This is a genomic window from Achromobacter sp. EB05, assembly GCF_044232075.1.
Classification (GTDB): Bacteria; Pseudomonadota; Gammaproteobacteria; order Burkholderiales; family Burkholderiaceae_B; genus Achromobacter; species Achromobacter dolens.
The window spans coordinates 5,464,651-5,490,468 of sequence record NZ_CP155917.1 but is presented as its reverse complement, the minus strand read 5'-3'; the positions used below and the strand labels follow the sequence as shown (position 1 = coordinate 5,490,468).

Genomic DNA, 25,818 nt, shown 5'->3' with positions numbered 1-25,818 from the left:
GCCTCAGTGGCCCAGCGCGGCGCCGTCGCGCCGGGGGTCGGCGGCGCCATCCAGCCCTTGCGGCGTCACGCGGATCGCGGCGGCGCCGCTTTTCATTTCCACCTGTTCGATCTTGTGGCCCTGCGCGGCCAGCCGCGCGGCGGTTTGCTCCGGGACGCGGCCTTTCTCGATCTGGCTGCGGCCGGTGTTGCCTGCCACGTGCGGCAATGCCAGCGCATCGGCCGGGCGCAGGCCCCAGGCCAGCGTGCCGACCACGGCCTGGGCGATGTAGTCGACGATGTAGCCGCCGCCCGCCGAGCCGGTGACCAGCGCCAGCTTGCCGTCGCGGTCGAACACCATGGTGGGCGCCATCGAGGTGACCGGCCGCTTGTTGGGCGCCATGGCATTGGGCGCACCCTTGCCATGCGCCGACGAGAAATTGGTCAGCGCGTTGTTCAGGAAGAAACCGTGCGGCATGAGCCACGAGCCGAAGTTCAGATTGATGGTGGTGGTCATCGACAGGGCGTTGCCCTGCGCGTCGACGATGGCGACCTGGCTGGTCTCGGTGGTGCCGGGCGCCTCGGCGCCTGCCGGCGCCGGCACGCCCGCGAACACGCCGGGACGCGGATGCGTCACGGCCCTGGCGGACAGCAGCGCGGCGCGTTCTCGCGTGTAGTCGGGCGCGATCAACTGGCGCACCGGCGCCTTGACCTGGTCCGGATCGCCGATATAGGCCAGCCGGTCGGCGCGGGCGATGCGGGCGCTGTCGATCAGCAGGTGGTCGGCCGCGGCCGAGCCGGGCGCGAGCGTGTCGATGCGGCGCGCCGCCAGCATGCCCAGTTGCTGCAGCACGGATACGCCGCCGAAGCTGGGCGGGGGGAAGGTGCAGACTTTCCATGACAGGAAGGGGCCGCAGATCGGCGTGCGTTCCGCCGGGCGATAGGCGGCCAGGTCCTGCGCCTGCATCAGGCTGGGATACTTGCCCGCGCCCACGGCGGCGAGGACGTCGGCGGTCAGCGCGCCGTGGTTGATGGCATCGGGATCGGCCGCGACCTTGCGCAGCGCGTCGGCCAGTAGCGGATTGCGGACCGTGGCGCCGACCGGCAGCACCTGGCCCTGCGCGTCGTAGAAGATTTTGCGGATCGCCGGATTCTCGGCCAACTGAGGCAGCCGCCGCAGGCTGTCGTGCAGATAAGGCGACATCGGGAAACCGTCTTCGGCGCTGCGGATGCCGGCCTGGAACAGGCTGGCCCAGGGCAGCTTGCCATAGCGCTGGTGCGCCAGCGCCATGACGCGCACGGTGCCGGGCACGCCGACCGGCCGGCCGTAGCGCGCCACGTCCTTGAGCGGCAGGGTGTCGCCGTTGACGTCGGTGCGCAGGCTGGCGGTGACGCGCGCCGGCGCCGCGGCCAGGCCGTCCAGCGCCGACAGCGTGGCGCTGCCCTGATCCCACACCAGCATCAACGAACCGCCGCCCAGGCCGGACGATTGCGGTTCCACCACGGTCAGCACCATCTGCACGGCGATGGCGGCGTCGACTACGCTGCCGCCGCGCTTGAGGGCGTCGAGTCCGGCGGCGGCGGCCAGCGGATTGGCGGCGGCAACCATTCCTGCCAGGGGCTGGGTCTGCGTGTTGGTCTGGGCCTGGGCGGAGGCGGCCGCGCACAAGGCGAGGGCGGCCAGGAAACGCGCGGGGCTGCGGGCTAGCGTAGGCATGGGGCGCTCCGGGAAGGACGACGGGCCATTATTCGCCCGTCATGGCGTCCTGTCCATAGCGGCCCCGGCGCGGCCAGGCGCGCCGCTGCAGCACCGGGCCAGCCGCCGTGGCGGGGGGCTACGCCGGAGCGCGTCGCGCGATGGCGTCGATCCAGAAGCGGGTGGAGGGGTCCTGCGGCGCGACCTGTTGCGACGGCGAGTCCAGCTCGCGGATGATGTTCTTGGCCAGGGCCTTGCCGAATTCCACGCCCCACTGGTCGAACGGATTGATGCCCCAGATAACGCCTTGCGCGAACACCTTGTGCTCGTACAGCGCCAGCAATGCGCCCAGCGTGTAGGCTTCCAGGTGCGGCAGCACGATCAGTGACGAGGGCCGGCCGCCAGGATGCACCTTGTGCTGCGCCAGCAGGCGCGCGCGCGCCGGATCGGCTTCGACCCGCGAGGTCTCCGCGAGCGCTTCCTCGAACGATTTGCCGCGCAGCAGCGCGGCGCGCTGGGCCAGGCAATTGGCGATCAGCAGTTCGTGGTGGCGGGCATAGGCGTGGTCGGGCTGCTCGCACAGGATGAAATCGACGGGCGCGCCCGCGGTGTCCTGGTGCAGCCATTGGAAGAAGGTGTGCTGGCAGTCCGTGCCCGGCATGCCCCAGACGGCCGGACCGGTCGGTACGCCAGTGGGGCTGCCGTCCGCCGTGGCCACCTTGCCGAGCGATTCCATCTCGAGCTGCTGGGCCCAGGGGACCACGTGGAAGAGGCGCGAATCGTACGGCGCGATGACCAGCGAGTCGAAGCCCAGCACGCTGCGGTTGACCACGCCGGCCAGGGCCAGTTGCAGCGGCGCGTTTTCGGCCAGCGGCGCATGGTGGAAATGCTCGTCCATGGCGGCGGCGCCCGCCAGCAACTGGTCGAAGGTGTCGTTGCCCAGCGCCAGCGCGACCGGCAGGCCGATGGCCGACCACAGCGAATAGCGCCCGCCGACCCAGTCCCAGATCTGGAAGATGTGGTCCGGCGAGATGCCCAGGTTGAGCGCGGCCTCGACGTTGGCGGTTACGGCGACCACTTGCTTGATCGGATCCGCCACGCCGGCGTCGCGCAGCCAGTTCATGGCGACTTCGGCATTGGCCAGCGGTTCGGTGGTGGTGAACGATTTGGACGCCACGATCACCAGCGTCTCGTGCGGGTCGAGGTGCACCATGGCGTCGGCTACCGAGTGCGAATCGACGTTCGAGGCAAAGTGGACTTCGCGATGGATGCCGCCGTAACGCAGCGCCCGGTTGACCAGGCGCGGCCCCCAGTCGCTGCCGCCGATGCCCAGGTGCAGCACGCAGCGGTAGCGCTTGTTGGCGTCGGCCTCGCGCACGAACTGGCGCACGCGTTCACGTTCGGCCAGCACGGCCGCGGCCACCATGGCAGGCGGCTGGGCCGCGCGCAGCGCGGTATGCCAGGCCGGGCGCTGCTCTGTCCAGTTGGCGTTGCCGCCGTCGAACAGCCGCGCGCGCGCCGCCTCGAAGCCTTGCTGCTCCAGCAGCGCGGCCGCGGCCTCCTGCAATGCCGGCGAATGCGCCTGGGCGGTCAAGTCCAGGCGCAGCCCGGGGGCGTTGATCAGTCGCAGTTGCTCGCCGCGCCGGTCGGCGTTGCGTGCCGCGGTGGCGAAGCGGGTCCAGGCGGGGCTGTTGAGCAGTGGCATGTTTTCTAAAAGGGCAGGGAGGCGTCGGGCGCCAGTTTAGCCAGTTCGCGCCGGAAGTCACCTTGGATACGGGCCAGCGCCTCGGCGGTTTGCGCCTCGAAGCGCAGCACCACGACCGGCGTGGTGTTGGACGGGCGGGCCAGGCCGAAGCCATCGGGATATTCGGCGCGCACGCCGTCGATGGTGACCACGCGCGTTGCGCCAGGGAACTGGCCCTGTTCCTGCAGCGCCTGCACCAGCGTGAAGGGCTGGCCTTCTTCCATTTCCAGCTTCAGTTCCGGGGTCGAGACATCCTGCGGCAGGGCCTCCAGCGGCGCGCCGGCGTCGGCATGGCGCGACACGATTTCCAGCAGGCGGGCGCCGGTGTAGAGCCCGTCGTCGAAACCATACCAGCGTTCCTTGAAGAAGATATGGCCGCTCATCTCTCCGGCCAGCGGCGCGCCGGTTTCGGCCAGCTTGGCCTTGACCAGCGAGTGGCCTGTCTTCCACATCAGCGGTTCGCCGCCCGCCGCCTGCACAGACAGCCCGACATGGCGGCTGCACTTGACGTCGTAGATGATGGTGGCGCCGGGATTGCGTTCCAGCACGTCGCGGGCGAACAGCACCAGTTGGCGGTCGGGCCAGATGATCTGGCCGGACTTGGTCACCACGCCGAGGCGATCGCCGTCGCCGTCGAAGGCCAGGCCGAGTTCGCAGTCGGTGGTGGCCAGGCAGTGGATCAGGTCCTGCAGATTCTTCGGTTCAGCGGGATCGGGGTGGTGGTTGGGGAAGGTGCCGTCCACTTCGCAGAACAGTTCGGTGACCTCGCAGCCCAGGGCGCGGAACAGCTTGGGGGCGATGGCGCCGGCGACGCCGTTGCCGCAGTCGATCGCGATCTTCATGGGGCGGGCGAGCTTCACGCCCGAGGCGACGCGCGCGATGTACGCGGCCACCAGGTCCAGTTCGCGGCGCACGCCAGTGCGGGCCGCGGGCGCGTCCGGGCCGCCGTTCATGCGGCGCGCCAGGGCTTGCACGTCCTCGCCGTACAGCGCGCGGCCGCCCATCATCATCTTGAAGCCGTTGTACTTGGGGGGGTTGTGGCTGCCGGTGATGGCCACGCCCGATCCGGTCTGCATGATGTGGGTGGCGAAATACACCAGCGGCGTGGGCACCTGTCCGATATCCAGGGTATCGACGCCGCCTTCCAGCATGCCTTCCTGCAGCGCCTGCGACAGCATCTCGCTGCTCAGGCGGCCGTCGCGGCCCACCACCAGCGTCTGCACCCCCTGGTCGCGCGCGACCGCGGCCAGCGCCGCGCCCAGCGAGCGGGCGAAGCGCGCGTCGATCAGATCCGGGACGGTGCCGCGGATGTCATACGCCTTGAAGACGGAGGAGGGGAATTGAACGTTGTCGGCCACGTTGGATCCTTATCGTTTGCCACGGCTTGCAGCGGCGGGACCGTCCAGGATGGTGACGGCCTGCTGGTAAACCCGGATGCCAGCGCATGCCGGCTCCAGGGGACGGACTTGAATTATCCTCCATTGGGCGTTCGCGTGCCGCCCTGATCTGGTGCGCGATCGACTCCCTTTTCGCCTTGTTCCGGTGCGCCGGAGCAACGGAACCGGACCTTTCCTGACCTGTCGGCCGGTGGCATGGAACTTGCTGTTCATCCGAAGGTGATACGCTTGTCATGCAAGCGGAGAGACCAGAAAGACCGGAGGGGCCCATGGGAGCCAAAGTATCCACAGTCACGTCATCGGGCGGCGCCCGGCGCAGGCGCGGGCCGCCCACGGACTTCGCCGGGCCGGCCGCCGGGCGGGAACGCCGGCTCGACATCCATGTATTCGTATCGCCCGAGGGCGAGCTGGCCACGGGCCGCGCCTGGGAGCGCTGTGTCTGGCGCGACGCCCGCGTGTTGATCGCCGAATGCCCGGCGCCGCATCTGCCGGCCTCGGTCGAAAGCGCCTTGCGCGGGGTCGCCGCCAGCGTGGCGCGGGACCGCGCCTGGCAGGGCATGGGCACGGTGGCCTTTTCGCTGGATGACCGCAGCGGCGTGTTCCGCGTGATCCGCGCCGAGGCGCAGCCGCGTTCGGGCGCCGCGGTGGCCGATTTCGAACCGGTCGCGGCGCATGCGCTGGAAGTGCGCATCGACGGTTGCGCCGACCGCCACATGCCGTGCACGCACCTGCTGGTGTGCGGCGCGACCCGCGGCGAAGCGCTGCGGCGCGCCTATCGTGCCCTGTCCGAAATGCCGGGCCCCGCGGGCGTGGACCGGGCGTTCCTGATGAACCGCATCGCCTCGCGCGCCTATTGCACGGGCCTGACGGGGACGCGCCTGGACCAGGCGGTCGGCTAGACCGGGCCCCTCGGCTCTGCCAGCCTCTACAATAGTCCGCACCAACCTTGAACAGCGCCCGGGCGCGGCCCGGCGCGATATTTCCGTGCGGCGCCTATGACCTTGTTGAGCGAATTGCAGTCCCTCCTGGGCGAGTCCCATGTGTTGACCGGCGCCGATGCCGAACCTTTCACGCTGGACTGGCGTCGTCGCTATCGCGGCCAGGCGCTGGCCGTGGTCCGGCCCGGCTCCACGCAGGAAGTGGCCGACGCCATCAAGCTGTGCGCGCGCCATGGCGTGCCGGTGGTGCCGCAGGGCGGCAATACCGGCCTGTGCGGCGGCGCCACGCCCGACGATTCCGGCAGCGCCGTGGTGTTGTCCACCGCGCGCCTGAACCGGGTGCGCGCGCTCGATACCGACAACGACACCATCACCGTGGAAGCCGGTTGCATCCTGCAGGCCGTGCAGCAGGCCGCCGCCGACGCCGGCCGCCTGTTCCCGTTGAGCCTGGCTGCCGAGGGCAGTTGCACCATCGGCGGCAACCTCGCCACCAACGCCGGCGGCACCCAGGTGCTGCGCTACGGCAATACGCGCGACCTGGCGCTGGGCCTGGAAGTGGTCACCGCCGAGGGCGAGATCTGGAACGGCCTGCGCGGCCTGCGCAAGGACAACACCGGCTACGACCTGCGCGATCTCTACATCGGCAGTGAAGGCACGCTGGGCATCATCACCGCCGCCACGCTCAAGCTGTTCCCGCGGCCGGTCGCGTCCTGCACCGCGCTGCTGACGCTGGACAGCATCGACAACGCGGTCGAGCTGCTGTCGCGGGCCCGCGCCGGCTTCGGCGCCGCGCTGACCGGCTTCGAGCTGATGGGCGGCGACTGCCTGCAGGCGGTGGTGCGCCTGTTTCCCCAGCAGCGCCTGCCGTTCGAGGGCGCGTCCGCCGCCTCGCCCTGGTTTGCGCTGCTGGAGCTGTCCGACAGCGAAAGCGAGGCGCATGCGCGCGAGCGCTTCGAGACGGTGCTGGGCGAGGCCATCGAGGCCGGCCTGGTGAACGACGCGGCCATCGCCGCCAATGTCGCGCAGAGCAAGGCGCTGTGGCACCTGCGCGAGAGCATTCCGCTGGCCGAGGCGGAACTGGGCAAGTCGGTCAAGCACGACGTATCGATCCCGATCTCGGCCATCGCCGGCTTCGTGCACCAGACCAATGGCCTGCTGCAGGCGCGCTTTCCGGGCGTGCGCCACGTGATCTTCGGCCACCTGGGAGATGGCAACCTGCATTACAACGTCGCCAGCGCGCCAGGCCAGACCGAAACCGAGTTGCTGGCGCTGCAGGGCGACATCTATGGCGTGGTGCATGACAGCGTGCATGCACACGCAGGTTCCATCAGCGCCGAACACGGCGTCGGCCAGCTCAAGCGCGACGAGCTGCCGCGCTACAAGAGTCCGGTCGAGCTGGCCCTGATGCGCCGTATCAAGCGCGCGCTGGACCCGCAAGGCCTGATGAATCCGGGCAAGGTGCTGCAAGCCTGAGCGGGGCGGCACAACCTTCTTTCCACGGGGAGCGAGAACATGGCGGCCAGTCCCGCAGCGGGTGCGAATCACCGGATCCTGATCGTCGAGGACGATCACATCATCGCCGGCAATCTCTACACCTTCCTGGAAGCGCGCGGTTTCCTGCCCGACGTGGCCTACAGCGGTCTGGCCGCGCTCCAGCGCCTGGAGGAGCAGCGGTTCGACGCCATGATCCTGGACATCGGCCTGCCTGGCATGGACGGCAACGCGGTCCTGCACACGGTGCGCGCGGACCGGCGCCTGCCGCTGCCGGTGCTGGTGCTGACGGCGCGCGACAGCCTTGACGACAAGCTGGCCGGTTTTTCCCATGGCGCCGACGACTACCTGACCAAGCCCTTCGCGCTGCTCGAGGTCGAGGCGCGCCTGCTGGCGCTGATCCAGCGCGCCAAGGGCTCGACCGTGGACACGGTGCGGGTGTTCGGAGAGCTGGCCTATGACACCCGCAGCCGCATGGTGTCGATCGGCGGCAAGCCGGTGCACCTGACGCGCAAGGCCATCATCATCCTGGAGGCGCTGCTGCGCGACCCGGGCCGGGTGGTGTCGCGCGAGGAGCTGGAATCGCAATTGTGGGGCAGCGAGCCGCCGTCTTCCGACGCCCTGCGCAGCCAGGTGCACCTGCTGCGCCGCGCCCTGGCCGACGCCGGCTTCGACGGCATCGAGACCCTGCACGGCACGGGCTGGCGCCTGGTGACGGGGGAGCGCAGCGCATGAGCCGGATCGCGGGCGGCGGGACCCTGACGCAACGGGTGGTGTGGGCGTTGACCGGCACCGTGGCGCTGTTCGTGACGGCGCTGGCCCTGCTTGCCTACCTGACGTTCGACCAGATGGAAGACGATCTGGTGAACGATATCCTCAACACCGAAATGGACCGTCTGGTGCAGCACGCCCGCACCAGCGACCAGTTCCTGCCGCGCCGCAGCGCCCGCGAGCTGGGCGGCTCGATGCGCGCCTGGCTCAGCATCGACGGCCAGGCGCCCGTCGGCATGCCGGAGGAGATCCGCGGGCTCGACAACGGCCTGCACCTGATCGAGCCCGGCGCCTACACCTGGCACGTCATGGTGGCCGACACCGGCAACGGCAAGGTCTACCTGCTGTATGACGCCACCGACAACGAAGAGCGGGTGCATGATTTCGGCCTGATCGTGCTGGGGGTCGGCGCGATCTGCGTGGTCGGGGCCTACGCCCTGTCGCGGCGGGTGGCGGCGGTGGCGGTTGGCCCCTTGCTGGAACTGACCGACCGCCTGTCGACGTGGGCGCCGGGCGCGCCCGACCTGGCCGTGACCCGCGACGACGAGGCGGGCCGGCTGATCGAGGCCTTCAACCGGGTGCAGAACCAGGTCGACCGCTCGATCGCGCGCGAACGCGAGTTCGCCGGCAACCTCAGCCACGAGGTGCGCACGCCGCTGGCCGCGATCCGCTCCGACAGCGAGCTGATGCTGCTGACCCAGGACCTGACGCCCGACCAGCGCCAACGGCTGACGCGGGTGATCGACAACGTCGACGACGTCATCGTCTGCCTGGAAAGCGCCCGCGCCATGGCCCGCGACCAGATGCGCCCGCCCGAGCCGGTCGACCTGTCCGAATGCATGCTGGACGCCTGGCGTGGCTACGAAACCCAGGCCGGCATGGCCGATCTGCGTTTCGACAACGCCATCCCGGCGGACCACATCCGCATCCTCGACCGCTACGCCTTGCTGACGGTCCTGCGCAACCTGGTGCGCAACGCGGTCGAGCACGCGGCGCCGGCGACGCTCACGGCCAGCCTGGGCGCCGATGGCGCGCTGCAACTGAGCGACGACGGCAAGGGCATCGCCGCGGACGACCTGCCATTCCTGTTCCGCCGTTACTACAGCGGCCGCCTGCGGGACTCGGGGACTGCCGGACGCGATGAAACCGCGCGTGGCCTGGGGTTGGCCATCGCCAAGCGGGTCTGCGACATGCAGGGCTGGACGCTGACGGTGGATTCGTCGCGCGAGGGGCCGCAGCGCGGCACCCGGTTCACCTTGCGCCTGGACGCGGCGGGGGGCGCGGCGTAGGGCGATTGACGGGGCGCCGGCCCCGTCCCGGCGAGGCCGAATTTGACGAATTTTCGACTATCGGCCGCCTAAGCTGCTTGCTTCGGCCGACCGCCATCGTCCCCCGCGCTACATGTCACCCCTATATCCGCCAGCGGCCGACCGGCCGACGCCCGCCTTCTACTTCTCCACGCATGTCCTCGGGGTGACGCTGATGCTGGCGTGCCTGGCATGGTGGGTCAACGCCTCGGGCCTGGACCTGGCTATCGCCCGCGCCCTGTTCAGCGCGCCGCTGGACGACTTCCCCCTGCACACCAACCGCTGGCTCGAACTCGTCGGCCATCGCATGGTGCTGGCCCTGCCCATCGGCATGGCGCTGGGGGCGATCGCCGTGGTCGCGGCCAGCTACCGCATTCCCGCGTGGCGCCACCTGCGCGGCGCGGCGCTGGCGGTGGCGGTGACCTGTATCGTGGGGCAGTTGGCCGTCACGCAGCTCAAGCACCACACCACGTTGCCGCGCCCCTATGACCTGGAGACGCTGGGCGGATACACCCCGTATCCGTTGTCATGGTGGACCTGGGATCGCGCCAAGTCGGGCGGGGCGCTGCCGAGCGGCCACGCCGGCGCCGGTTACTCCATGCTGACCCTGTATTTCGCCGGCTGGGCCGCGCAGCGGCCCGGATGGCGCTGGTGGGGGCTGGCCGTGGGCATCGCCGCGGGCGTCGGATTCTCGATCGTGCGCGTCCTGCAGGGCGCGCATTTCCTGAGCCAGACGCTGTGGTCGGCGGCCCTGATGTGGTTGCTGGCCGCGTTGTTCTTCTGGCCGGTGCTGCGGGGCCAGGCCGCGCCCGGAGGCCCGGCCCGCATGCCGGGCGTTCAGTTCAGCAGCACCCCCGGCAGCCACAGCGAGAACGCCGGCACGTAGGTGACCAGGGCCAGCGCGGCCAGCAATGCGCCATAGAACGGCCAGATGGTCCGCATCACCGTGCCGACCGAGACCCCGCCGATGGCGCAGCCCACGAACTGGGTGGTGCCCACCGGCGGCGTGTTCAGCCCCAGCGCGCAATTCAGCAGCATCACCATGCCGAACTGCACCGGCCCCATGCCGTACTGCATGCAGATCGGCAGGAAGATGGGCGTGCAGATCAGGATGGTCGCGGCCATGTCCAGGAACGTGCCCAGCACGAACAGGATGATGTTGACCATGAGGAAGATCGCCCACGGGCTGGTGGACACCGACGCCATCAGCTCGCCGGTCTTCTCCGCCACGCCATAGAAGCTGATCAGGTAGCCGAAGGTGGCCGAGATGCCGATCAGCAGCAGCACCACGCCCGTCGTCTTGACCGCCTTGCTGGCGGCGCGCACGAACTGGTCCCAGGTCAGCGAGCGATAGACGAAGATCGTCAGCGCCAGCGCGTACAGCACGGCCACCGCGGCCGATTCCGTGGCGGTGAAGACCCCGCTCAGGATGCCCACGATGATCAGCACCACCACGAACAGCCCCGGCGTCGCGGCCACCAGCGAGCGGGCCACGATGAGCCAGCCGGGGAAGGTGCCGGCGGGATAGCCGCGGCTGCGTGCCACGAAATACGCCGCGGCCAGGTTGCACAGCGTCAGGATCAGCGCCGGCACCACGCCTGCCGCGATCAGTGCCGCGATCGAGACCTTGCCGCCCGCCGCCAGCGTGTAGATGATGATGTTGTGGCTGGTCGGCATCAGCGCGCCCACCAGCGCCGCGTGGGTGGTGACGTTGACCGCGTAGTCGGCGTGATAGCCCTCGCGCTTCATCATCGGGATCATCACCGAGCCCATCGCCGACACGTCCGCCACCGGCGAACCCGACACGCCGCCGAACAGGGTGCAGGCCACCACGTTGGACATGCCCAGGCCGCCGCGCACGTGGCCCACCAGCGACTTGGCGAAGGCCACGATGCGGTCGGCGATGCCGCCGTACAGCATCAGCTCGCCGGTGAAGATGAAGAACGGGATGGCCAGGAACGAAAACGCATTCATGCCCGAGGTCATCTGCTGGAAGGCCACCGCCAGCGGCAGATCCTCGTACATGATCGCGGTGATCGAAGACAGCCCGATGGCGAACGCCACCGGCACGCCGATCACCAGGAAACCCATGAAGGTGAAGGAGAGTAGGGTCAGCGCCATGCCGGTACCACCTTTTGGTTGCGCAACAGGGCGATGACGTGCTCGATCGAGAACAGCGCGATCAGGACGCCGGACAGGGCCGCGGGCACGTACTTCCAGCCATTGGAAATGCCCAGGTTGGGAATCCTGTAGGCCCACACGGATTCGGCCAGCAGGGCGCAGTTCCACGCCATCAGCGCGCCGAACAGCAGCACCAGCAGGTGGATGAAGATCTTCAGGCGCCGCTGGCCCGCCGCCGGCAGCGCGTCGACCAGCGATTCGAAGCCGATGTGGCCGGCGTCGCGCACGCCGACGGCCGCGCCCAGCATGGTGACGTACAGCACCAGCAGCAGCGCCAGGCTCTCGGCCCAGGTGGGCGTGCTGTTCAGGACGTGGCGGCCGACGATCTGCAGGGTGACCGCGACGATCAGGCAGACCAGCCCGAACACGCTGGTCCACATGCATAGCCGCGCCAGCCGGGCGCAGCCGCGGGAATAGGCGTCCAGCGGGGCAGCCAGGGCATGCGCCCGGCCCCCCGCCGCGACATCCGGGTCATTGGTAGAGGTAGCCAACATGCGTATTCCTTATTGGACGGCCTGGATCTTGGCGACCAGGTCTTTCATGTCGGGCGTGGTGACGAAGCGGTCGTAGACCGGCTTCATCGCCGCCTGGAACGAGGCCTTGTCCACGTCGACGATCTGCGAACCGGCCTTCTCGACCACCGCGCGCGACTTCTGCTCGCGCTCGTCCCACAGCTTGCGCATGTAGGGCACCGACTCGCGCGCGGCTTCGCGCAGGATCTTCTGGTCGTCGGCCGACAGCTTGTCCCACTGGCGCTTGGAGAAGATCAGCATTTCCGGCGTCATGGTGTGCTCGGTCAGCGCGTAGTATTTGGCGACCTCGTAGTGATGCGCGCTTTCGTAGCTCGGGTAGTTGTTCTCGGCCGCGTCCACCAGCCCGGTCTTGAGCGAGGTGTAGACCTCGCCCATCGGCATCGGCGTGGCGTTGCCGCCCATGGCTTCCACCATCGCCACCGACAGGTCCGACTGCTGCACCCGGATTTTCAGGCCCTTGGCGTCGGCTAGCGTTTTGATCGGCTTGTTGCGCGTGTACATCGAGCGCGAGCCGCTGTCGTACCAGGCCAGGCCGACAAAGCCCGCCGCTTCGCACGACTTAAGGATCTGCTCGCCGATCTCGCTGTCGAGCACCTTGTGCAGATGCTCCTTGGAACGGAACAGGAACGGCAGCGACGGCACGCGGGTGGTCTGGCAGATGTTGTGCATGGCCGCGCTGGACACGCGCGCCATGGCCAGCGCGCCCATCTTCACCTGCTCGATCGAGTCGTCTTCATTGCCGAGCGCGCCGCCGGCGTACACCTTGACGGTGATGCGGCCGTTGGTGCGCTGCTTGACCAGTTCGCCGAACTGGCGCACGGCCTGCACGGTGGGGTAATCGTCGGGATGGATGTCCGCGGAGCGCAGCTCGGCGGCACGGGTGGCGGGAATCAGCGTTAGCAAAGCGGCCGCGGCCAGGATGGCGCGGGTCAGGGTCGGGCGCAACATGTCTACCTCCGGTCGGGAGTACGGCGTTTCGTTGAGGGCCATTGCGGCCCCGAAGCTCTTTGATGTGTACGGACCTGCTCACTACTTGTGCGTGGGCGCTTGGGGCGCCGCGGTCGGGTGCTAACCGGCGCTTGCGGTTTCCTCCAGGCCCCGCGCGCCGGGGCGCAGGATGAAGACGGCGCCGGCGATGGAATCGGGCGCGGCATCGGCGGGGCGGATCGACGTGACCAGCAACTGGTCCAGCCCGGGGCCGCCGAACGCGCACATGGCGACACGGGCGGCCGGCACCTCCAGGCTGCGGTCGAGGCGGCCGTCCGGGGTGTAGCGGTAGACGCGGCCGGCCTCGTTGCCGCAGATCCAGTAGCCGCCATCGGCATCGACCGCGGCGCCGTCGGGACGACCGGCCGGCAGTTTCGGGATGAAGACGCGGCGGTTGCGCGGCAGGCCGTCGGCGATGTCGTAGTCGAAGGCCCAGACCACCTGCCGCGACGGGTGCGAGTCGGACAGGTACATGGTCCTGCCGTCGGGGCTGAAGGCCAGGCCGTTGGGCACGATCAGGTCATCGACGATCGCTTCCAGCGGTTGGCCGGGGGCGTAGCGGTACAGTTTGCCGGCGTTGCGGGCCAGGCCCATGTCCATGACCATGGTGCCAGCCAGGAAGCGGCCCTGGCGGTCGCAGCGGCCGTCATTGAAGCGCATGCCGGGCACGCCGTGGCGCACCGGCGCCAGCGGCGCGGGCCGGCAGGGCTGGCCGGCTTGCAGCGGGCCGCAGGCGTACAGCCCGTCCTCCATCGCCAGCAGCCAGCCGTCGCCGCGCGGGGCGATGCAGCCGGCCATCTGCGGCAGCGCCCAATGATCCAGCCGGTCGCTGGCCGGCGTCCAGCGCCACAGCGCGCGGCCGGGAATGTCGGTCCAGTGGAACGACTGGTCGGCGCTGCGCCACACGGGGCTTTCGCCCACGCCGCAGAGCACGGTCCCGATGCGTTCGGCAGAGGTCGCCATGGTGGGAAGGGGCCGGTGTCAGCGCGGCGGAAAAGGGAACGGGCCGGCCTTGACGAAGGCGCCGCCCTGGTAGCGCGCGGCGGGATCGTCGGCCGGCAGCGGCGGCAGCGCCTCGACCTGCGCGCGGAATATCTCGGAAGAGTCCTTGGGCGCGAAGCCGAGCGCGGCGGCGCCATGGTTGTCCCACCAACTGTCGCGGTTGGCCGAGGCGCCGTAGGCGATCAGGTGGCCGACATTGGGCGTGAACAGCGAACGCACCACCAGGTCGGTCAGGTCGTCGTAGCTGAGCCAGGTCACCATCATGCGGCGGTCCTTCGGCTCGGGGAACGACGAACCGATGCGCAGGCAGACCGTCTCGATGCCGTAGCGGTCGTAGTAGAAGCGCGACAGGTTTTCGCCATAGGCCTTGCTCAGGCCGTAGTAACCGTCGGGCCGCAGCGGCACGTCGGCGTCCAGGCGCGCGCCCTGCTCGTAGAAGCCAATGACGTGGTTGGAGCTGGCGAATACCACCCGCCGCACGCCGTGGATGCGCGCGGCTTCATACACGTGGTAGACCCCCTGGATGTTGGCCGGCAGGATTTCCTCGAAGGAACGTTCCACGGAAACGCCGCCCAGGTGCACAATGGCGTCGACGCCGCGCACCAGTTCGGAGACGGCGGCGGGGTCGGCCAGGTTGCAGGGCACGACTTCCTCGCCGTCGGCGGCGGGCGCCATGGCCGCGACGTCCGACACCCGCAGGACGTCGGCAAAGGCTTTCAGGCGCGGCCGCAGTACCTGGCCCAGGTTGCCGGCGGCGCCGGTCAATAACAAACGATGGCAGCGGGGGGAGACAGGCATGCGGTCGACAGCTAGGCTCATGGCGCAACGCTCGGTGGGGTGGACTCGCCTGGTACGTTATCGTACAACTAGTCCAAAGTATAATAAGCACGAATTTTTGCAGTCAAGCGCCACGCAACCGCTTTGGGACAATCCCTGATGAACGCTCCTGTCGATACCCCCGTCCTGCCGCAGCGTCGTCCACGGAACCTGGCCCAGGGCCTGGTGGAGAACATCTCCGAACGCATCCGTAGCGGCGAGATCCGCCCCGGCGACAAGCTGCCCACCGAATCCGAGATCATGCGGCAGTTTGGCGTCAGCCGCACCGTGGTGCGCGAAGCGCTGTCGCGGCTGCAGGCCTCGGGCCTGGTCGAAACCCATCACGGCGTCGGCACCTACGCGCTCGAACCCAGCGGCGGCGGCGATTTCCGCGTCGACCCCGCCGACATCGCCACGGTGCGCGACGTGCTGGTGCTGCTGGAACTGCGCATCTGCCTGGAAAGCGAGGCCGCCGGCCTGGCCGCCGTGCGCCGCAGCGAGACGCAATTGGCCGAGATGCGCCGGGCGCTGGATGCCTTCAAGAGCGCGCTGGACAGCGGCGGCGACACCATCACGCCCGATTTCCAGTTTCACCTGCTGGTGTCGCAGTCCACCGACAACCGGTATTTCGCCGACCTGATGTCGCACCTGGGGTCGGCCATCATTCCCCGCACCCGCATCAATTCCGCCAAGTTCGCCCACGAAGACCGCGCCGCCTACCTGGCCCGCGTCAACCTGGAGCACGAGGACATCTACAGCGCGATCCTGCGCCAGGATGCCGAAGGCGCGCGCGCCGCGATGCGCACTCACCTGAGCAACAGCCGCGAACGCCTGCGCCGCGCGCAATGACGCCGATTCGCGAGCGCGCGCGGCGGTAGCCGGGCGCCTCGCGTTGCGCTTTGGCGTCGAAATCGGATGTCATACAACATGACAAGGTTGTCATCTGCCTGATAGGGGCCTCGCGCCGCGCCGCCGGCGGCGCGGCGGCGCGTCAATCCGCGTTAACCTTGGCCGTTTTCAATCACCGGACGGCAGGCATGGTTTGGCTGGGTAATCTCGGGCTGAGTAATCGCGGGCAGGGTAAGCGCGGCGCATCAACGGATTTCATTCGTCCGGGGAGGGCTGCCGCATGCGCCGCCTGACGCTCCGTTTCATCGTGTCCGTGCTGGTTCTGCTGACGCTGAGCCGGCTGGGCCTGTCGTTGTGGATGTGGGACCGGGTCGAGGCGGCCGGCGGCCTGTGGCCGGTGCTGTTCGGCGGCCTGCGCATCGACGTCTGTCTGCTGTCCATGGTGATCGCGCTGCCGGCGGTGTTCTCGCCCTGGCTGGGGCACCGTCCGTGGGCCGCGCGCGTCGCCGCCTGGTGGTTCCGCGTCTGGTGGATGCTGTACGTGCTGCTGGAAGTCTCCACGCCGCAGTTCATCGCCGAATACGACACGCGCCCGAACCGCCTGTATTTCATCTACCTGCTCAACCCGAAGGAAGTCGGCTCGATGCTGTGGCAGGGCTACAAGGGCGTGCTGCTGGCCGCCCTGGTGGTGCTGCTGGTGGCCGCGTGGCTGGCGGTCAAGTTGTTCCCGACGCGGGTGCGCGATCCGTTCCTGGCGTGGTGGAAGCGGCCGCTGGCATCGCTGGCGATTTTGGCGCTGGTGGTGCTGGGCGCGCGCGGCACGCTGGAGCATCGACCCATCAACCCGGCCAAGGTCGCGTTCAGCTCGGATGCCATGGTCAATTCGCTGGCGCTCAATTCGCTCTACAGTGTGTTCGATGCCGCCTACCGCATGCGCGACGAGCGCTCGTCCGCCGCGATGTATCCGAAGATGCCGGTGGACGAAATGAACGCCATCGTGCGCGACAAGGCTGGCCTGACGGGCGCGCCGCTGGATCCGCGCTATCCCAGCCTGCACGAGCAGAAGGCCACGGTGCGGCGCGACAAGCCGCTCAACCTGGTGATCATCCTGCAGGAAAGCCTGGGCGCGCAGTATGTCGGCAGCCTGGGCGGCAAGGACTTGACGCCCAACATCGACCGCCTCGGCAAGGAAGGCTGGATGTTCCATCGCGCCTACGCCACCGGCACGCGCTCGGTGCGCGGCATCGAGGCGGTCACCGCGGGCTTCCTGCCCAGCGTGGCCGATGCGGTGGTGAAGCTGCCGCGCTCGCAGACCGGCTTCTTCACGCTGGCGCAGGTGCTGGGCAAGCATGGCTACCATTCGCGCTTCGTCTATGGCGGCGAGTCGCACTTCGACAACATGCGCGCCTTCTTCCTGGGCAATGGCTTTGACGAGATCGTCGATCGCCCGAAGTTCGAGAACCCGGTGTTCGAAGGCTCGTGGGGTGCGTCCGACGAAGACATGTTCACCCAGGTCGACCGCCTGCTGCGCGCCGACGGCGACAAGCCGGTGTTCACGCTGGCGTTTTCGGTCAGCAATCATTCGCCGTGGGAGTATCCGGCGGGCCGCATCCAGCCGGTGGGCGATCCGGCCAGCGTCGACAACACCGTGCGCTACGCCGACTGGGCGCTGGGCCAGTTCTTCGACAAGGCGCGCAAGGCGCCGTACTGGGACAACACCGTGTTCCTGGTGATCGCCGATCATGATTCCCGCGTCTACGGTTCGATCCCGGTGCCGGTGCGGCACTTCCAGATCCCGGCCCTGATCCTGGGCGCGGGCATCGCGCCGCGCCAGGACGAGCGCATCGTCAGCCAGATCGACATGGCGCCCACGCTGCTGTCGCTGATCGGGCTGGATAACGTCAACCCGATGCTGGGCGCGGACCTGACGCAGCGCGATCCCAATCGCGCGCTGATGCAGTACGCCGACAACTTCGGCTACCTGCAGGGCGACAAGCTGCTGGTGCTGGAGCCGTCCAAGGCTCCGCGCGAATTCCGTTATCGCGCCGCGCCGGTCGGGCAGGACGAGACTTATGAGCCGGTCGAACCGGCGGACGAGGCCTTGAGCAAGGAAGCGCTGGCGCATGCCTTGTGGGCCAGTTGGGTCTACCGCGAAGAAAAATACCGCCTGCCTTGACTTCGCCCCGTCTGGCCCGGGGGCCGGTTTGATCCCGCTCAAACCGGCTCGCGGCCAGTCCTCGCACACTCGCGCTCATGACTTTTCCCGATCCGCTCGCCGGCCCGAGCCGGCCCCCTGTCGCTGACGCAAGCGACGCGCCCGCGTCCGCTCCGGCCGCGCGTTGGCGCGGTTGGCCCGTGCCACGCGGCCGTCTGGCCTGGCTGACTGGCGTCTTCAGCGTGATGATGATCGGCGTCAGCACGCTGTTCTGGTGCCTGCTGCTGTTCCCCCTGGCGCTGCTGAAACTGGCGCTGCCGTTTGCCGCGGCGCGGCGCCGCATCGATCCCGTCCTCAATGGCATCGCCACGGCCTGGATCAGCGTCAACACCGCCTGGTTCTCGCGCATCCAGCGCGCGCCCTGGGACGTGCGCGGCCATGCCGGCCTGCGCTACGCCGATTGGTACCTGGTCAACTGCAATCACCAGTCCTGGGTCGATATCTTCGTGCTGCAAGGCGCGCTGAACCGCCGCATTCCGTTGCTGAAGTTCTTCCTCAAGCAGCAGCTCATCTACGTGCCGGTGATCGGGCTGGCCTGGTGGGCGCTGGACTTTCCGTTCATGAAGCGCCACGGCAAGGCCGACCTGCGCCGCAATCCGGCCCTGGGGCGCCAGGACCAGGAAACCGCGCGCCGCGCCTGCCAGAAGTTCTCGCTGGTGCCGACCAGCGTGATGGTGTTCGCCGAGGGCACGCGCTTCACCCCGGCCAAGCGCGATGCTCAGGGCTCGCCGTACCGCCACTTGCTCAAGCCCAAGGCGGGCGGGCTGGCGGTGTCGTTGAACGCGATGGGCACGCGCTTTCGCTCGATGATCGATGTCACCATCGCCTATCCGGCGGCCGTGCCCAGCTTCTGGGACATGGCCTGCGGCCGCATGGGCACGGTGCGGGTGCGCATGCACCAGGTGCCGGTGCCGCCGGCCTTCTGCGACGGCGACTACAGCCGCGACAAGGCCTTCCGCACCGAATTCCACCACTGGCTGGGCCGGCAGTGGCAGGCCAAGGACGACGAGATCGAGGCGTTGATGGCCGATGCGGCCGCCACGCCCCGATCCTGACGGACTGCCCTTACACCCGCGCCGGCAGCACGGTGCCCGAGCATTCGCCGAAGCCGATGCGCGGATAGCCGGCCTTGACGCACTCGGCGCGCATGATGACCTGGTCGCCATCCTGCAGGAAGGTGCGCTTCTCGCCCCAGGGCAGCTCGATCGGCTGCTTGCCGCCGTGGTTCAGTTCCAGCATCGAACCGGCTTCCGAGGGCTGCGGGCCGGACAGCGTGCCGGTGCCGAGCATGTCGCCCGGCTGCAGGTTGCAGCCGTTCACCGTGTGGTGCGTGATCAACTGCGCCACATTCCAGTACGCATCGCGGAAGTTGCTGCGCGACAGCCGCGCCGGCGCCTGCTTGCCGGCGCGCGACTGTTCGGTCGTGAGCAGCACTTCCATCTGCACGTCGTAGGCGCCCTTGGCGCGGTTGGCGTCGGAGGCCAGGTAGGGCAGCGGCTGCGGCTCGGACGGGCCGCGGTTCCATTGCGTGCGGAACGGTTCCAGCGCTTCCATGGTGACAATCCACGGCGAGATGGTCGAGGCGAAGTTCTTCGACAGGAACGGGCCCAGCGGCTGGTATTCCCAGCCCTGGATGTCGCGCGCCGACCAGTCGTTCAGGATGCACAGGCCGAAGACGTGCGCATCGGCGTCCGCCAGCTTGATGCGGTCGCCCTGGGCGTTGCCGGTGCCGACGAAGATGCCCAGTTCCAGTTCGTAGTCCAGCCGCGCGCACGGGCCGAATTGCGGCGCCTCGCCTTCGTTGGCGGGGCGGGTCTGGCCGACCGGGCGGGGGAACTTCTGGTCCACGCCGATGCTGGAGGCGCGGCCGTGGTAGCCGATCGGCACCCACTTGTAGTTCGGCAGCAGGGGATTGTCGGGCCGGAACTGCTTGCCGATGGCGGTGGCGTGGTGCACCGAGATGTAGAAGTCGGTGTAGTCGCCGATGCGGGCGGGCGTGGTGTATTCGGCGTCGGCCTGGGCCACCAGCAGCGGGTCGACCGTGGCGCGCAGCGCGGCGCCTTCGCGCAGCGCGCGCGACAGCGCCAGGCGCAGCGCGCTCCAGTGGGCCTGGCCCAGGGCCATCAGCGCGTTCAGGCTGTCGCCCTGGCAGGCGGCCAGCGCCTCGGCGGCGGCGCCCTCGAACGGCTTGGCGGCGGCCAGCGCCGCCAGGTCGACGATCTGGTCGCCGATGGCCACGCCGGGGCGGAACGACTCCTGCGAGCCCTTGCGGCGGAACGCGGCGTAGGGCAGGTTCTGCACCGGGAAGTCCGACGCGCCGGTGTTGGCGCTGGCGACCCAGCTCTTGAGCGACGGGTCGTGGGTTTCGTTGATGGCGGTGGTCATGAGGAATGTCTCGTTCAATGTGTTTATAAGGGCGCGGCGGGCGCCGGAAAAATCCAAAGCCAAACGGCGATGCGCTTGCGCGCATCGCCGTGGGCGGGCGTGACGGGAGAGAAAACGGTCACGCCTTGGCGGGATCGAAATGCTTCTGCAGGCCCTGCCAGCACCGGTAATAGTCGCCCTGCAATTCTACCGAGGCCAAGGCCTGCGCCGTCGGGCGGATTACGCGCCGCGTCTCGAACATGAAAGCCATGGTGTCGCGGATGTAGTGCGCGGTGCTGGTGTCGGCGCGCGAGGCCTTCTCGAAGGTCTCGGCGTCGGGGCCGTGGCCGCTCATGCAGTTGTGCAGGCTCGCGCCGCCCGGGGCGAAGCCATCGGCCTTGGCGTCGTACACGCCCTGGATCAGGCCCATGAATTCGCTGGCGACGTTGCGGTGGAACCAGGGCGGACGGAAGGTGTTCTCCATCGCCAGGATGCGCGGCGGGAAGATGGCGAAGTCCATGTTGGCCGTGCCCGGGGTGTCGGACGGCGCGGTCAGCACCGTGAAGATCGACGGGTCCGGATGGTCGTAGCTGATCGAGCCGATGGTGTTGAAGTGGCGCAGGTCGTACTTGTACGGCGCGTGCGTGCCGTGCCAGGCCACCACGTCCAGCGGCGAATGGCCGATCGCGGCGCGCCAGAAGCCGCCGGTGAACTTGGCGATCAGTTCGAAGTCGCCTTCCAGGTCTTCGTACCAGGCCACCGGCGTCTTGAAGTCGCGGGCGTTGGCCAGGCAGTTCGAGCCGATCGGGCCCAGTTCCGGCAGGCGCAGCGCGGCGCCGAAGTTCTCCAGCATGTAGCCGCGCGCGCTGTCGTCCAGCAGTTGCACGCTGAAGCGCACGCCGCGCGGGATCACGGCGATCTCCAGCGGCTCCAGGTCGATCAGGCCCAGTTCGGTGGCCAGGCGCAGGCGGCCCTGCTGCGGCACCAGCAGCAGCTCGCCGTCGGCGTTATAGAAATAGCGGCCCTGCATCGAGCGGTTGGCGGCATACAAGTGGATGCCGACGCCGCTTTGCTCATCGGGGCCGCCGTTGCCGCCCCAGGTCTTCACGCCTTCGATGAAATCGGTGGGCGCGGTGGGAATGGGCAAGGGGCTCCAGCGCAGTTGGTTGGGCGTGACCGGGCCGTGACCGAAGGCGCTTTCCCAGCCCTTGACGCCGCCAAACGGCTCGAACGGCTTGTGCTGCGCGCCCGGGCGGATGCGGTAGAGCCAGGAGCGGCGGTTCTCGCTGCGCGGCGCGGTGAAGGCGGTGCCGGACAACTGCTCGGCGTACAGGCCATAGGGACATTGCTGGGGCGAATTGCGGCCCAGCGGCAGCGCGCCGGGCAGGGCTTCGGTGGCACAGTCGTTGCCGAAACCGGTCTGGTAGTGCAGTTCCATGGAATCCTCCTGGGTGGCGCGCGATGCGTGGCCGCGCGGTCTTGGTCGTGGCGCGCCGGATGAAATGCTCCGACGTCGATACGCCATTGTCGGAAAATTCCCCCACTATGGCTACGGGAATGCAAAAATAGCAACTATAAATTTTGTGAATAGTAGGGGTACCTGATGGCGGACTTGCGCGACGTCGACCTGAACCTGTTGATCCTGTTCCAGCACTTGCTGGAGGACCGCAACCTGTCCGCCGTGGCGCGGCGGCTGGACCTGTCGCAGCCGGCGGTCAGCAACGCCCTGCGCCGGCTGCGGCTGGCGTTCGGCGACGAGCTGTTCGTGCGCACCGCCCAGGGCATGCTGCCGACGCCGCGCGCGCAGCGGCTGGCCGGCCCGGTCAGCGAGGCGTTGGCCCTGCTGTCGCAGGCCTTGCAGGACCAGGAGGCGTTCGATGCCGCCACCAGCACGCGGCGTTTCCGCGTGGCCATGACCGATGTCGGCGAGATCCATTTCATGCCGCGCCTGATGGAAGTCTGCGTACAGGTCGCGCCGCAGGTGCGCATCGATTCGGTGCGGGTGCAGGGGCCGGACCTGCCGCGCGAGATGGAGGCTGGCCGGGTCGACCTGGCCATCGGCGCCTTCGACGAGATGGGGGCGGGCACCTTGCAGCGCATGTTGTTCCGGCAGGGGTACGCCACGCTCTTTCGCCAGGCGCATCCCACGGCCCACCCCGGCATGGGGTTGAAGGCGTTTCGCGCCGAGCGTCATCTCATCGTGTCGCGGGCCGCGCCCTATGGGCAGGTCAACCAGTCGATGGAGCGGGCCGGCGTCGCGCTGGCCGAGCACTTCAGCGTGCCGCATTTCTCGGCCGTGCCGTACATCGTCAGCGCCACCGACCTGCTGGCGACCGTGCCCGAAAAACTGGCGGCCAGCGCCGCGCAGCCATTCGGCCTGCGCTACATGACGCCGCCGGTGAGGGTGCCGGCGCTGCAGACCAATATGTACTGGCAGCGCCGCTACGATCGCGATGGCGGCAACCAGTGGTTGCGCGCCCTGATCGTCAATGCGTTTGCGGTGGGTTCGCCGCCGGCGTGACCGACGCGCGGGCCTGCGCCAGCGCCTCGCGCAGCACCGCCATGTCGCCCAGGTGGTTGGCCAGCAGCAGGATCAGCGCCGCGTTCATTTCGTGGCTCTGCTCGTTGCTCAGGTCGCGATGGGCGTCGATCAGCGCTTCGTAGAAGTCGTCCGGCGCGGCCAGGTTGGTTTCGGTAATCAGCATGGAAAGGGCCTCCGTATTCAGGCGCGGCCGATGGCGCGGTTGACGGCCGACGCCACCGCGTCGGGCTGGAAGGCGCGCCAGCGCGCGGCGATGTGCTGGTCGGGGCGGATCAGGTAGGCGGTGCCCGACAGTGCGTCATAGCGCTGGGCCAGCAGCCCTTCGACATCGATGACCCGCGCCAGGTCATCCGGCCAGCCGGCGGCCTCGCAACCCGGGCTGGCCACCAGCACGGGTGAGACCGGCACGGCCGCCAGGCGCAGCGCGCGCAGGGCCTGCAGCGTCTGCGCCTCGGGCGGAGCGTCGCCGCAGAACAGCGCCAGCGTGAAGCCCGCGCCCAGTTGCGACAGCCACCAGGGCGAGTCGCCGGACCCGCGCACCGGCGCGTCCAGCGCCACCGCGCCGGGCCGCATGCGGCCGGCGAAGGTGTCGCTGTCGGGGCTGTTCAGCGGCGAATCGACGTAGGTGGCGGGCAGCGACAGCCGGCCGCTGTTGACCAGCGAGCGCGCGAACGCATGGGTGCGGGCCAGGTTCAGCACCGCGTTGCGGAAGCTGCGGCTGATGTCGCTCTTGGGCGTGATGAAATCGGTGGCGCGCGACGAATTCAGGATGTTCTCGTCGGCGGCATGCTCGCGCTCGGCGGCGTAGCTGTCGATCAGCGATTCGGGCGCGTGGCCGGCCAGCACCAGGCGCAGTTTCCAGGCCAGGTTCTCGGCGTCCTGCACGCCGCTGTTGGCGCCGCGCGCGCCGAACGGCGAGACGCGGTGCGCCGAGTCGCCGGCGAACACCACGCGGCCGTGGCGGAACTTGTCCATGCGCTCGCAGGCGAAGGTGTAGACGCTGACCCATTCCAGGTCGAACTGCGCGTCCGGACCGAGCAGGGCGCGGATGCGCGGCAGCACGTTCTCGGGCTTGACGGCCTCGACCGGGTCGGCGTTCCAGCCCAGTTGGAAGTCGATGCGCCAGACGTTGTCGGGCTGCATGTGCAGCAGCACCGATTGGTTCGGGTGGAAGGGCGGGTCGAACCAGAACCAGCGCTCGGCCGGGAAGTCGGCCTTCATCTTGACGTCGGCGATGAGGAAACGGTCGCGGAAGATGCGGCCATGGCTTTCCTGGCCGATCAGCTTGCGCACCGGCGAACGGGCGCCGTCACAGGCCACCAGCCAGTCGGCGCGCAGCGCGTAGCCGCCTTCGGGCGTGTCGATCGACAGCACCACGCCGTCGCCGGCCTGTTCCAGGCCCACCACCTTGTTCTTCCAGCGCAGGTCGATGTTCGGTTCCTGGCGCGCCTGCTCGTACAGATAGCCCTCGGCGTAGTACTGCTGCAGGTTGATGAACGCGGGGCGGCGGTGGCCGGGCTCGGGCAGCAGGTCGAAGCGCCATACTTCCTGGTCGCGGAAGAACACCTTGCCCACGTTCCACGACACGCCCTTGTCGACCATGCGCTGGCCGACGCCGAGGCGGTCCCAGATCTCCAGGGTGCGCTTGGAAAAGCAGATGGCGCGCGAGCCGGTGGACAGGCGGTAGTCGTCATCCAGCACCACCACCCGCACGCCCTGGCGCGCCAGGTCCAGCGCCGTGGTCAGGCCGACCGGGCCGGCGCCCACCACCACCACCGGATGGCGCGCCTGCGTCGCGGCGGCCTGGTCGGCGTGTTTTTCGTAGGCGAACTCCATCGCCTGAAAGTCGATGTCTCCCACGGTTGTCTCCTGTGTGGGTCATTTTGTTTTTATGCGCGGCGCCGCGCGCTGCCCGCGGCCGCTGGCCGGCGGGCCGTGCGGCGCCGTTTCAATCGGTGGAACGGCGGCCGGCGAGCCGGCCGCGCGGGATCAGCCCTCCAGCTGGGCCCACATTTCCAGGTCGCGCTTGTCGGTCCAGATGCGCGGATGGACGTGGCCGGTGGCCTCGTCGTAGGCGCGCGATACGTCGAACGGCATGCAGTGGTCGAAGATGACCCAGTCGCTGTAGCGCGGCTTCATGAAGTCGTAGACCTCGCGGTAGATCGTCTTCAGGTCCTTGCCCTCGGCCACGCCGCGGTTGACCGCGCCGTACAGGTCGGTCAGGAAGGCGCGCGTGCCGGCCAGGCCCTGGCGCACTTCGGTGGCGTTCTTCAGCGCGGGGCCGCGGCCAGGCACCATCTTTTCGGCCTCGAAGCCCGACAGCGCATCCAGCGTGCTGGGCCAGTCGCGGAAGTAGGCGTCGCCGCAGTAGGGGGTGGACTGGTATTCGACCAGGTCGCCGGCGAACAGGATCTTCTGCTCGGGCAGCCAGGCGATGGTGTCGCCCTTGGTGTGGCCGCGGCCGACCTGCAGCAGCTTGACTTCCAGGTTGCCCAGATTGACGGTCATCTCGCCCTTGAAGGTCATGGTGGGCCAGACCAGGCCGGGGGGAATCGATTCGGCGTTGCGGAACAGGCGCGGGAAGCGGCCGATCTCGCTGGCTTTGTCCTGCTCGCCGCGCTCGGCGATCAGGTCGTAGGTGTCGCGGCTGGCCAGGATCTCCTGGGCGTTGTAGGCCGAGGCGCCGAATACGCGCACCGCGTGGTAGTGCGACAGCAGGATGTACTTGATCGGCTTGTCGGTGACTTCGCGGATGCGGCGGATGACGTCCTGCGCCATCACCGGCGTGGCCTGGGTGTCGACCACCATGACGGCCTCGTCGCCGATGATCACGCCGGTGTTGGGATCGCCCTCGGCGGTGTAGGCATAGGCGTTGTCGGACAGCTTTTCGAACGACACGACCTTGTCGGCCAGGTCGGCGTGCGAAGCGAATTGCTTGCTCATGGAGGCTCCTTCCACTTTTATAGGAATAGGGTGTGTGGAGGGACTATAGCGTGGCGTTAGTGGT

Annotated in this window: 22 protein-coding genes; 9 read left to right on the top strand and 13 right to left on the bottom strand. The window is 68.8% G+C overall.

The annotated features are described in order from the left end of the window. Positions 1–3: 3 nt before the first annotated feature. The 3 genes from AAID08_RS25075 to AAID08_RS25065 all read right to left on the bottom strand — a co-directional run bounded on the left by AAID08_RS25075 (position 4) and on the right by AAID08_RS25065 (position 4,776). A complete protein-coding gene (locus AAID08_RS25075) occupies positions 4–1,695 on the bottom strand; it encodes a gamma-glutamyltransferase family protein (RefSeq protein WP_240806445.1) in 1,692 nt (563 codons plus the stop codon). Between the two features lie 118 nt (positions 1,696–1,813). Then, positions 1,814–3,379, bottom strand: coding sequence for a glucose-6-phosphate isomerase (pgi, locus tag AAID08_RS25070; protein WP_054500672.1), 1,566 nt, complete (start codon positions 3,377–3,379; stop codon positions 1,814–1,816). Between the two features lie 5 nt (positions 3,380–3,384). Continuing rightward, positions 3,385–4,776, bottom strand: a complete 1,392-nt coding sequence (locus tag AAID08_RS25065; RefSeq protein ID WP_054500673.1) for a phosphomannomutase/phosphoglucomutase — start codon at positions 4,774–4,776, stop codon at positions 3,385–3,387. A 308-nt stretch (positions 4,777–5,084) separates the two neighbouring features. On the opposite strand from AAID08_RS25065, the gene AAID08_RS25060 reads away from it, so the two are divergent. The 5 genes from AAID08_RS25060 (at position 5,085) to AAID08_RS25040 (ending at position 10,208) form a co-directional block, all read left to right on the top strand. After that, the gene (locus AAID08_RS25060) at positions 5,085–5,714 is read left to right on the top strand and encodes a BPTD_3102 family carboxylase-like protein (protein ID WP_054500674.1); all 630 of its coding nucleotides are present in this window, start codon (positions 5,085–5,087) and stop codon (positions 5,712–5,714) included. A 96-nt stretch (positions 5,715–5,810) separates the two neighbouring features. Further along, entirely contained in the window at positions 5,811–7,226 is a 1,416-nt protein-coding gene (locus AAID08_RS25055; protein ID WP_054500675.1) for an FAD-binding oxidoreductase, read from the top strand. Between the two features lie 39 nt (positions 7,227–7,265). After that, positions 7,266–7,979 (top strand): response regulator transcription factor, encoded by a 714-nt coding sequence (locus AAID08_RS25050; RefSeq protein ID WP_343719343.1) that lies wholly within the window; start codon positions 7,266–7,268, stop codon positions 7,977–7,979. Continuing rightward, entirely contained in the window at positions 7,976–9,304 is a 1,329-nt protein-coding gene (locus AAID08_RS25045; RefSeq protein WP_395757043.1) for an ATP-binding protein, read from the top strand. Before AAID08_RS25050 ends, AAID08_RS25045 begins: the two co-directional genes overlap by 4 nt. Before the next feature lie 112 nt (positions 9,305–9,416). Then, on the top strand, positions 9,417–10,208 hold the full coding sequence (locus AAID08_RS25040; protein WP_054500678.1) for a phosphatase PAP2 family protein: 792 nt from the start codon (positions 9,417–9,419) through the stop codon (positions 10,206–10,208). Here the strand turns inward: AAID08_RS25040 and AAID08_RS25035 are convergent. The 5 genes from AAID08_RS25035 to AAID08_RS25015 all read right to left on the bottom strand — a co-directional run bounded on the left by AAID08_RS25035 (position 10,160) and on the right by AAID08_RS25015 (position 14,823). Then, positions 10,160–11,443: a TRAP transporter large permease gene (locus AAID08_RS25035; RefSeq protein ID WP_395757042.1), complete on the bottom strand. Its 1,284-nt coding sequence runs from the start codon at positions 11,441–11,443 to the stop codon at positions 10,160–10,162. The genes AAID08_RS25040 and AAID08_RS25035 overlap by 49 nt on opposite strands. Then, positions 11,434–11,997: a TRAP transporter small permease gene (locus tag AAID08_RS25030; protein WP_116793781.1), complete on the bottom strand. Its 564-nt coding sequence runs from the start codon at positions 11,995–11,997 to the stop codon at positions 11,434–11,436. The genes AAID08_RS25035 and AAID08_RS25030 overlap by 10 nt, the downstream gene beginning before the upstream one ends. 9 nt (positions 11,998–12,006) lie before the next feature. Further along, positions 12,007–12,984 carry a TRAP transporter substrate-binding protein gene (locus AAID08_RS25025; RefSeq protein WP_343719586.1) on the bottom strand — a complete coding sequence of 326 codons (978 nt, stop codon included), beginning with the start codon at positions 12,982–12,984 and terminating at the stop codon, positions 12,007–12,009. A 120-nt stretch (positions 12,985–13,104) separates the two neighbouring features. Then, a complete protein-coding gene (locus AAID08_RS25020; RefSeq protein ID WP_144655545.1) occupies positions 13,105–13,986 on the bottom strand; it encodes an SMP-30/gluconolactonase/LRE family protein in 882 nt (293 codons plus the stop codon). A gap of 18 nt (positions 13,987–14,004) precedes the next feature. Continuing rightward, positions 14,005–14,823 carry an NAD(P)-dependent oxidoreductase gene (locus tag AAID08_RS25015; RefSeq protein ID WP_064528566.1) on the bottom strand — a complete coding sequence of 273 codons (819 nt, stop codon included), beginning with the start codon at positions 14,821–14,823 and terminating at the stop codon, positions 14,005–14,007. Between the two features lie 138 nt (positions 14,824–14,961). Here AAID08_RS25015 and AAID08_RS25010 point away from each other — a divergent pair, with 138 nt between their 5' ends. From AAID08_RS25010 to AAID08_RS25000, 3 genes are all read left to right on the top strand, one after another. After that, positions 14,962–15,690, top strand: coding sequence for a FadR/GntR family transcriptional regulator (locus AAID08_RS25010; RefSeq protein WP_343719589.1), 729 nt, complete (start codon positions 14,962–14,964; stop codon positions 15,688–15,690). A gap of 280 nt (positions 15,691–15,970) precedes the next feature. Then, the gene (locus AAID08_RS25005; RefSeq protein WP_064528565.1) at positions 15,971–17,866 is read left to right on the top strand and encodes an LTA synthase family protein; all 1,896 of its coding nucleotides are present in this window, start codon (positions 15,971–15,973) and stop codon (positions 17,864–17,866) included. Positions 17,867–18,045: 179 nt separating this feature from the next. Beyond that, positions 18,046–18,960: an acyltransferase gene (locus AAID08_RS25000; RefSeq protein ID WP_336234792.1), complete on the top strand. Its 915-nt coding sequence runs from the start codon at positions 18,046–18,048 to the stop codon at positions 18,958–18,960. Between the two features lie 10 nt (positions 18,961–18,970). Here AAID08_RS25000 and fahA read toward each other — a convergent pair whose 3' ends face one another. After that, positions 18,971–20,290 carry a fumarylacetoacetase gene (fahA, locus tag AAID08_RS24995; RefSeq protein ID WP_175189029.1) on the bottom strand — a complete coding sequence of 440 codons (1,320 nt, stop codon included), beginning with the start codon at positions 20,288–20,290 and terminating at the stop codon, positions 18,971–18,973. Positions 20,291–20,408: 118 nt separating this feature from the next. Further along, positions 20,409–21,707: a homogentisate 1,2-dioxygenase gene (gene hmgA / locus AAID08_RS24990; RefSeq protein ID WP_049076179.1), complete on the bottom strand. Its 1,299-nt coding sequence runs from the start codon at positions 21,705–21,707 to the stop codon at positions 20,409–20,411. A 165-nt stretch (positions 21,708–21,872) separates the two neighbouring features. Between hmgA and AAID08_RS24985 the strand changes: the two genes are divergently transcribed. After that, entirely contained in the window at positions 21,873–22,790 is a 918-nt protein-coding gene (locus tag AAID08_RS24985; RefSeq protein WP_175189030.1) for a LysR family transcriptional regulator, read from the top strand. On the opposite strand, the gene AAID08_RS24980 is transcribed toward AAID08_RS24985, so the two are convergent. From AAID08_RS24980 to AAID08_RS24970, 3 genes are all read right to left on the bottom strand, one after another. Further along, entirely contained in the window at positions 22,756–22,974 is a 219-nt protein-coding gene (locus AAID08_RS24980) for a DUF2783 domain-containing protein (protein ID WP_395757041.1), read from the bottom strand. The genes AAID08_RS24985 and AAID08_RS24980 overlap by 35 nt on opposite strands. Before the next feature lie 17 nt (positions 22,975–22,991). Further along, positions 22,992–24,671, bottom strand: a complete 1,680-nt coding sequence (locus tag AAID08_RS24975) for an FAD-dependent oxidoreductase (protein WP_395757040.1) — start codon at positions 24,669–24,671, stop codon at positions 22,992–22,994. Positions 24,672–24,800: 129 nt separating this feature from the next. Then, entirely contained in the window at positions 24,801–25,754 is a 954-nt protein-coding gene (locus AAID08_RS24970; RefSeq protein ID WP_049076171.1) for an MBL fold metallo-hydrolase, read from the bottom strand. Between the last annotated feature and the right edge of the window lie 64 nt (positions 25,755–25,818).

What these genes read in the sequence shown, in the direction of transcription:
- AAID08_RS24970 (WP_049076171.1), bottom strand. Translation starts at nt 25,754, where the DNA reads ATGAGCAAGCAATTCGCTTCGCACGCCGACCTGGCCGACAAGGTCGTG.
- AAID08_RS25050 (WP_343719343.1), top strand. Translation starts at nt 7,266, where the DNA reads ATGGCGGCCAGTCCCGCAGCGGGTGCGAATCACCGGATCCTGATCGTC.
- AAID08_RS24980 (WP_395757041.1), bottom strand. Translation starts at nt 22,974, where the DNA reads ATGCTGATTACCGAAACCAACCTGGCCGCGCCGGACGACTTCTACGAA.
- AAID08_RS25035 (WP_395757042.1), bottom strand. Translation starts at nt 11,443, where the DNA reads ATGGCGCTGACCCTACTCTCCTTCACCTTCATGGGTTTCCTGGTGATC.
- fahA (WP_175189029.1), bottom strand. Translation starts at nt 20,290, where the DNA reads ATGACCACCGCCATCAACGAAACCCACGACCCGTCGCTCAAGAGCTGG.
- AAID08_RS25055 (WP_054500675.1), top strand. Translation starts at nt 5,811, where the DNA reads ATGACCTTGTTGAGCGAATTGCAGTCCCTCCTGGGCGAGTCCCATGTG.
- AAID08_RS25040 (WP_054500678.1), top strand. Translation starts at nt 9,417, where the DNA reads ATGTCACCCCTATATCCGCCAGCGGCCGACCGGCCGACGCCCGCCTTC.
- pgi (WP_054500672.1), bottom strand. Translation starts at nt 3,379, where the DNA reads ATGCCACTGCTCAACAGCCCCGCCTGGACCCGCTTCGCCACCGCGGCA.
- AAID08_RS25010 (WP_343719589.1), top strand. Translation starts at nt 14,962, where the DNA reads ATGAACGCTCCTGTCGATACCCCCGTCCTGCCGCAGCGTCGTCCACGG.
- AAID08_RS25025 (WP_343719586.1), bottom strand. Translation starts at nt 12,984, where the DNA reads ATGTTGCGCCCGACCCTGACCCGCGCCATCCTGGCCGCGGCCGCTTTG.
- AAID08_RS25060 (WP_054500674.1), top strand. Translation starts at nt 5,085, where the DNA reads ATGGGAGCCAAAGTATCCACAGTCACGTCATCGGGCGGCGCCCGGCGC.
- AAID08_RS25005 (WP_064528565.1), top strand. Translation starts at nt 15,971, where the DNA reads ATGCGCCGCCTGACGCTCCGTTTCATCGTGTCCGTGCTGGTTCTGCTG.
- AAID08_RS25045 (WP_395757043.1), top strand. Translation starts at nt 7,976, where the DNA reads ATGAGCCGGATCGCGGGCGGCGGGACCCTGACGCAACGGGTGGTGTGG.
- AAID08_RS25020 (WP_144655545.1), bottom strand. Translation starts at nt 13,986, where the DNA reads ATGGCGACCTCTGCCGAACGCATCGGGACCGTGCTCTGCGGCGTGGGC.
- AAID08_RS25015 (WP_064528566.1), bottom strand. Translation starts at nt 14,823, where the DNA reads ATGCCTGTCTCCCCCCGCTGCCATCGTTTGTTATTGACCGGCGCCGCC.
- AAID08_RS25075 (WP_240806445.1), bottom strand. Translation starts at nt 1,695, where the DNA reads ATGCCTACGCTAGCCCGCAGCCCCGCGCGTTTCCTGGCCGCCCTCGCC.
- AAID08_RS25030 (WP_116793781.1), bottom strand. Translation starts at nt 11,997, where the DNA reads ATGTTGGCTACCTCTACCAATGACCCGGATGTCGCGGCGGGGGGCCGG.
- AAID08_RS24985 (WP_175189030.1), top strand. Translation starts at nt 21,873, where the DNA reads ATGGCGGACTTGCGCGACGTCGACCTGAACCTGTTGATCCTGTTCCAG.
- hmgA (WP_049076179.1), bottom strand. Translation starts at nt 21,707, where the DNA reads ATGGAACTGCACTACCAGACCGGTTTCGGCAACGACTGTGCCACCGAA.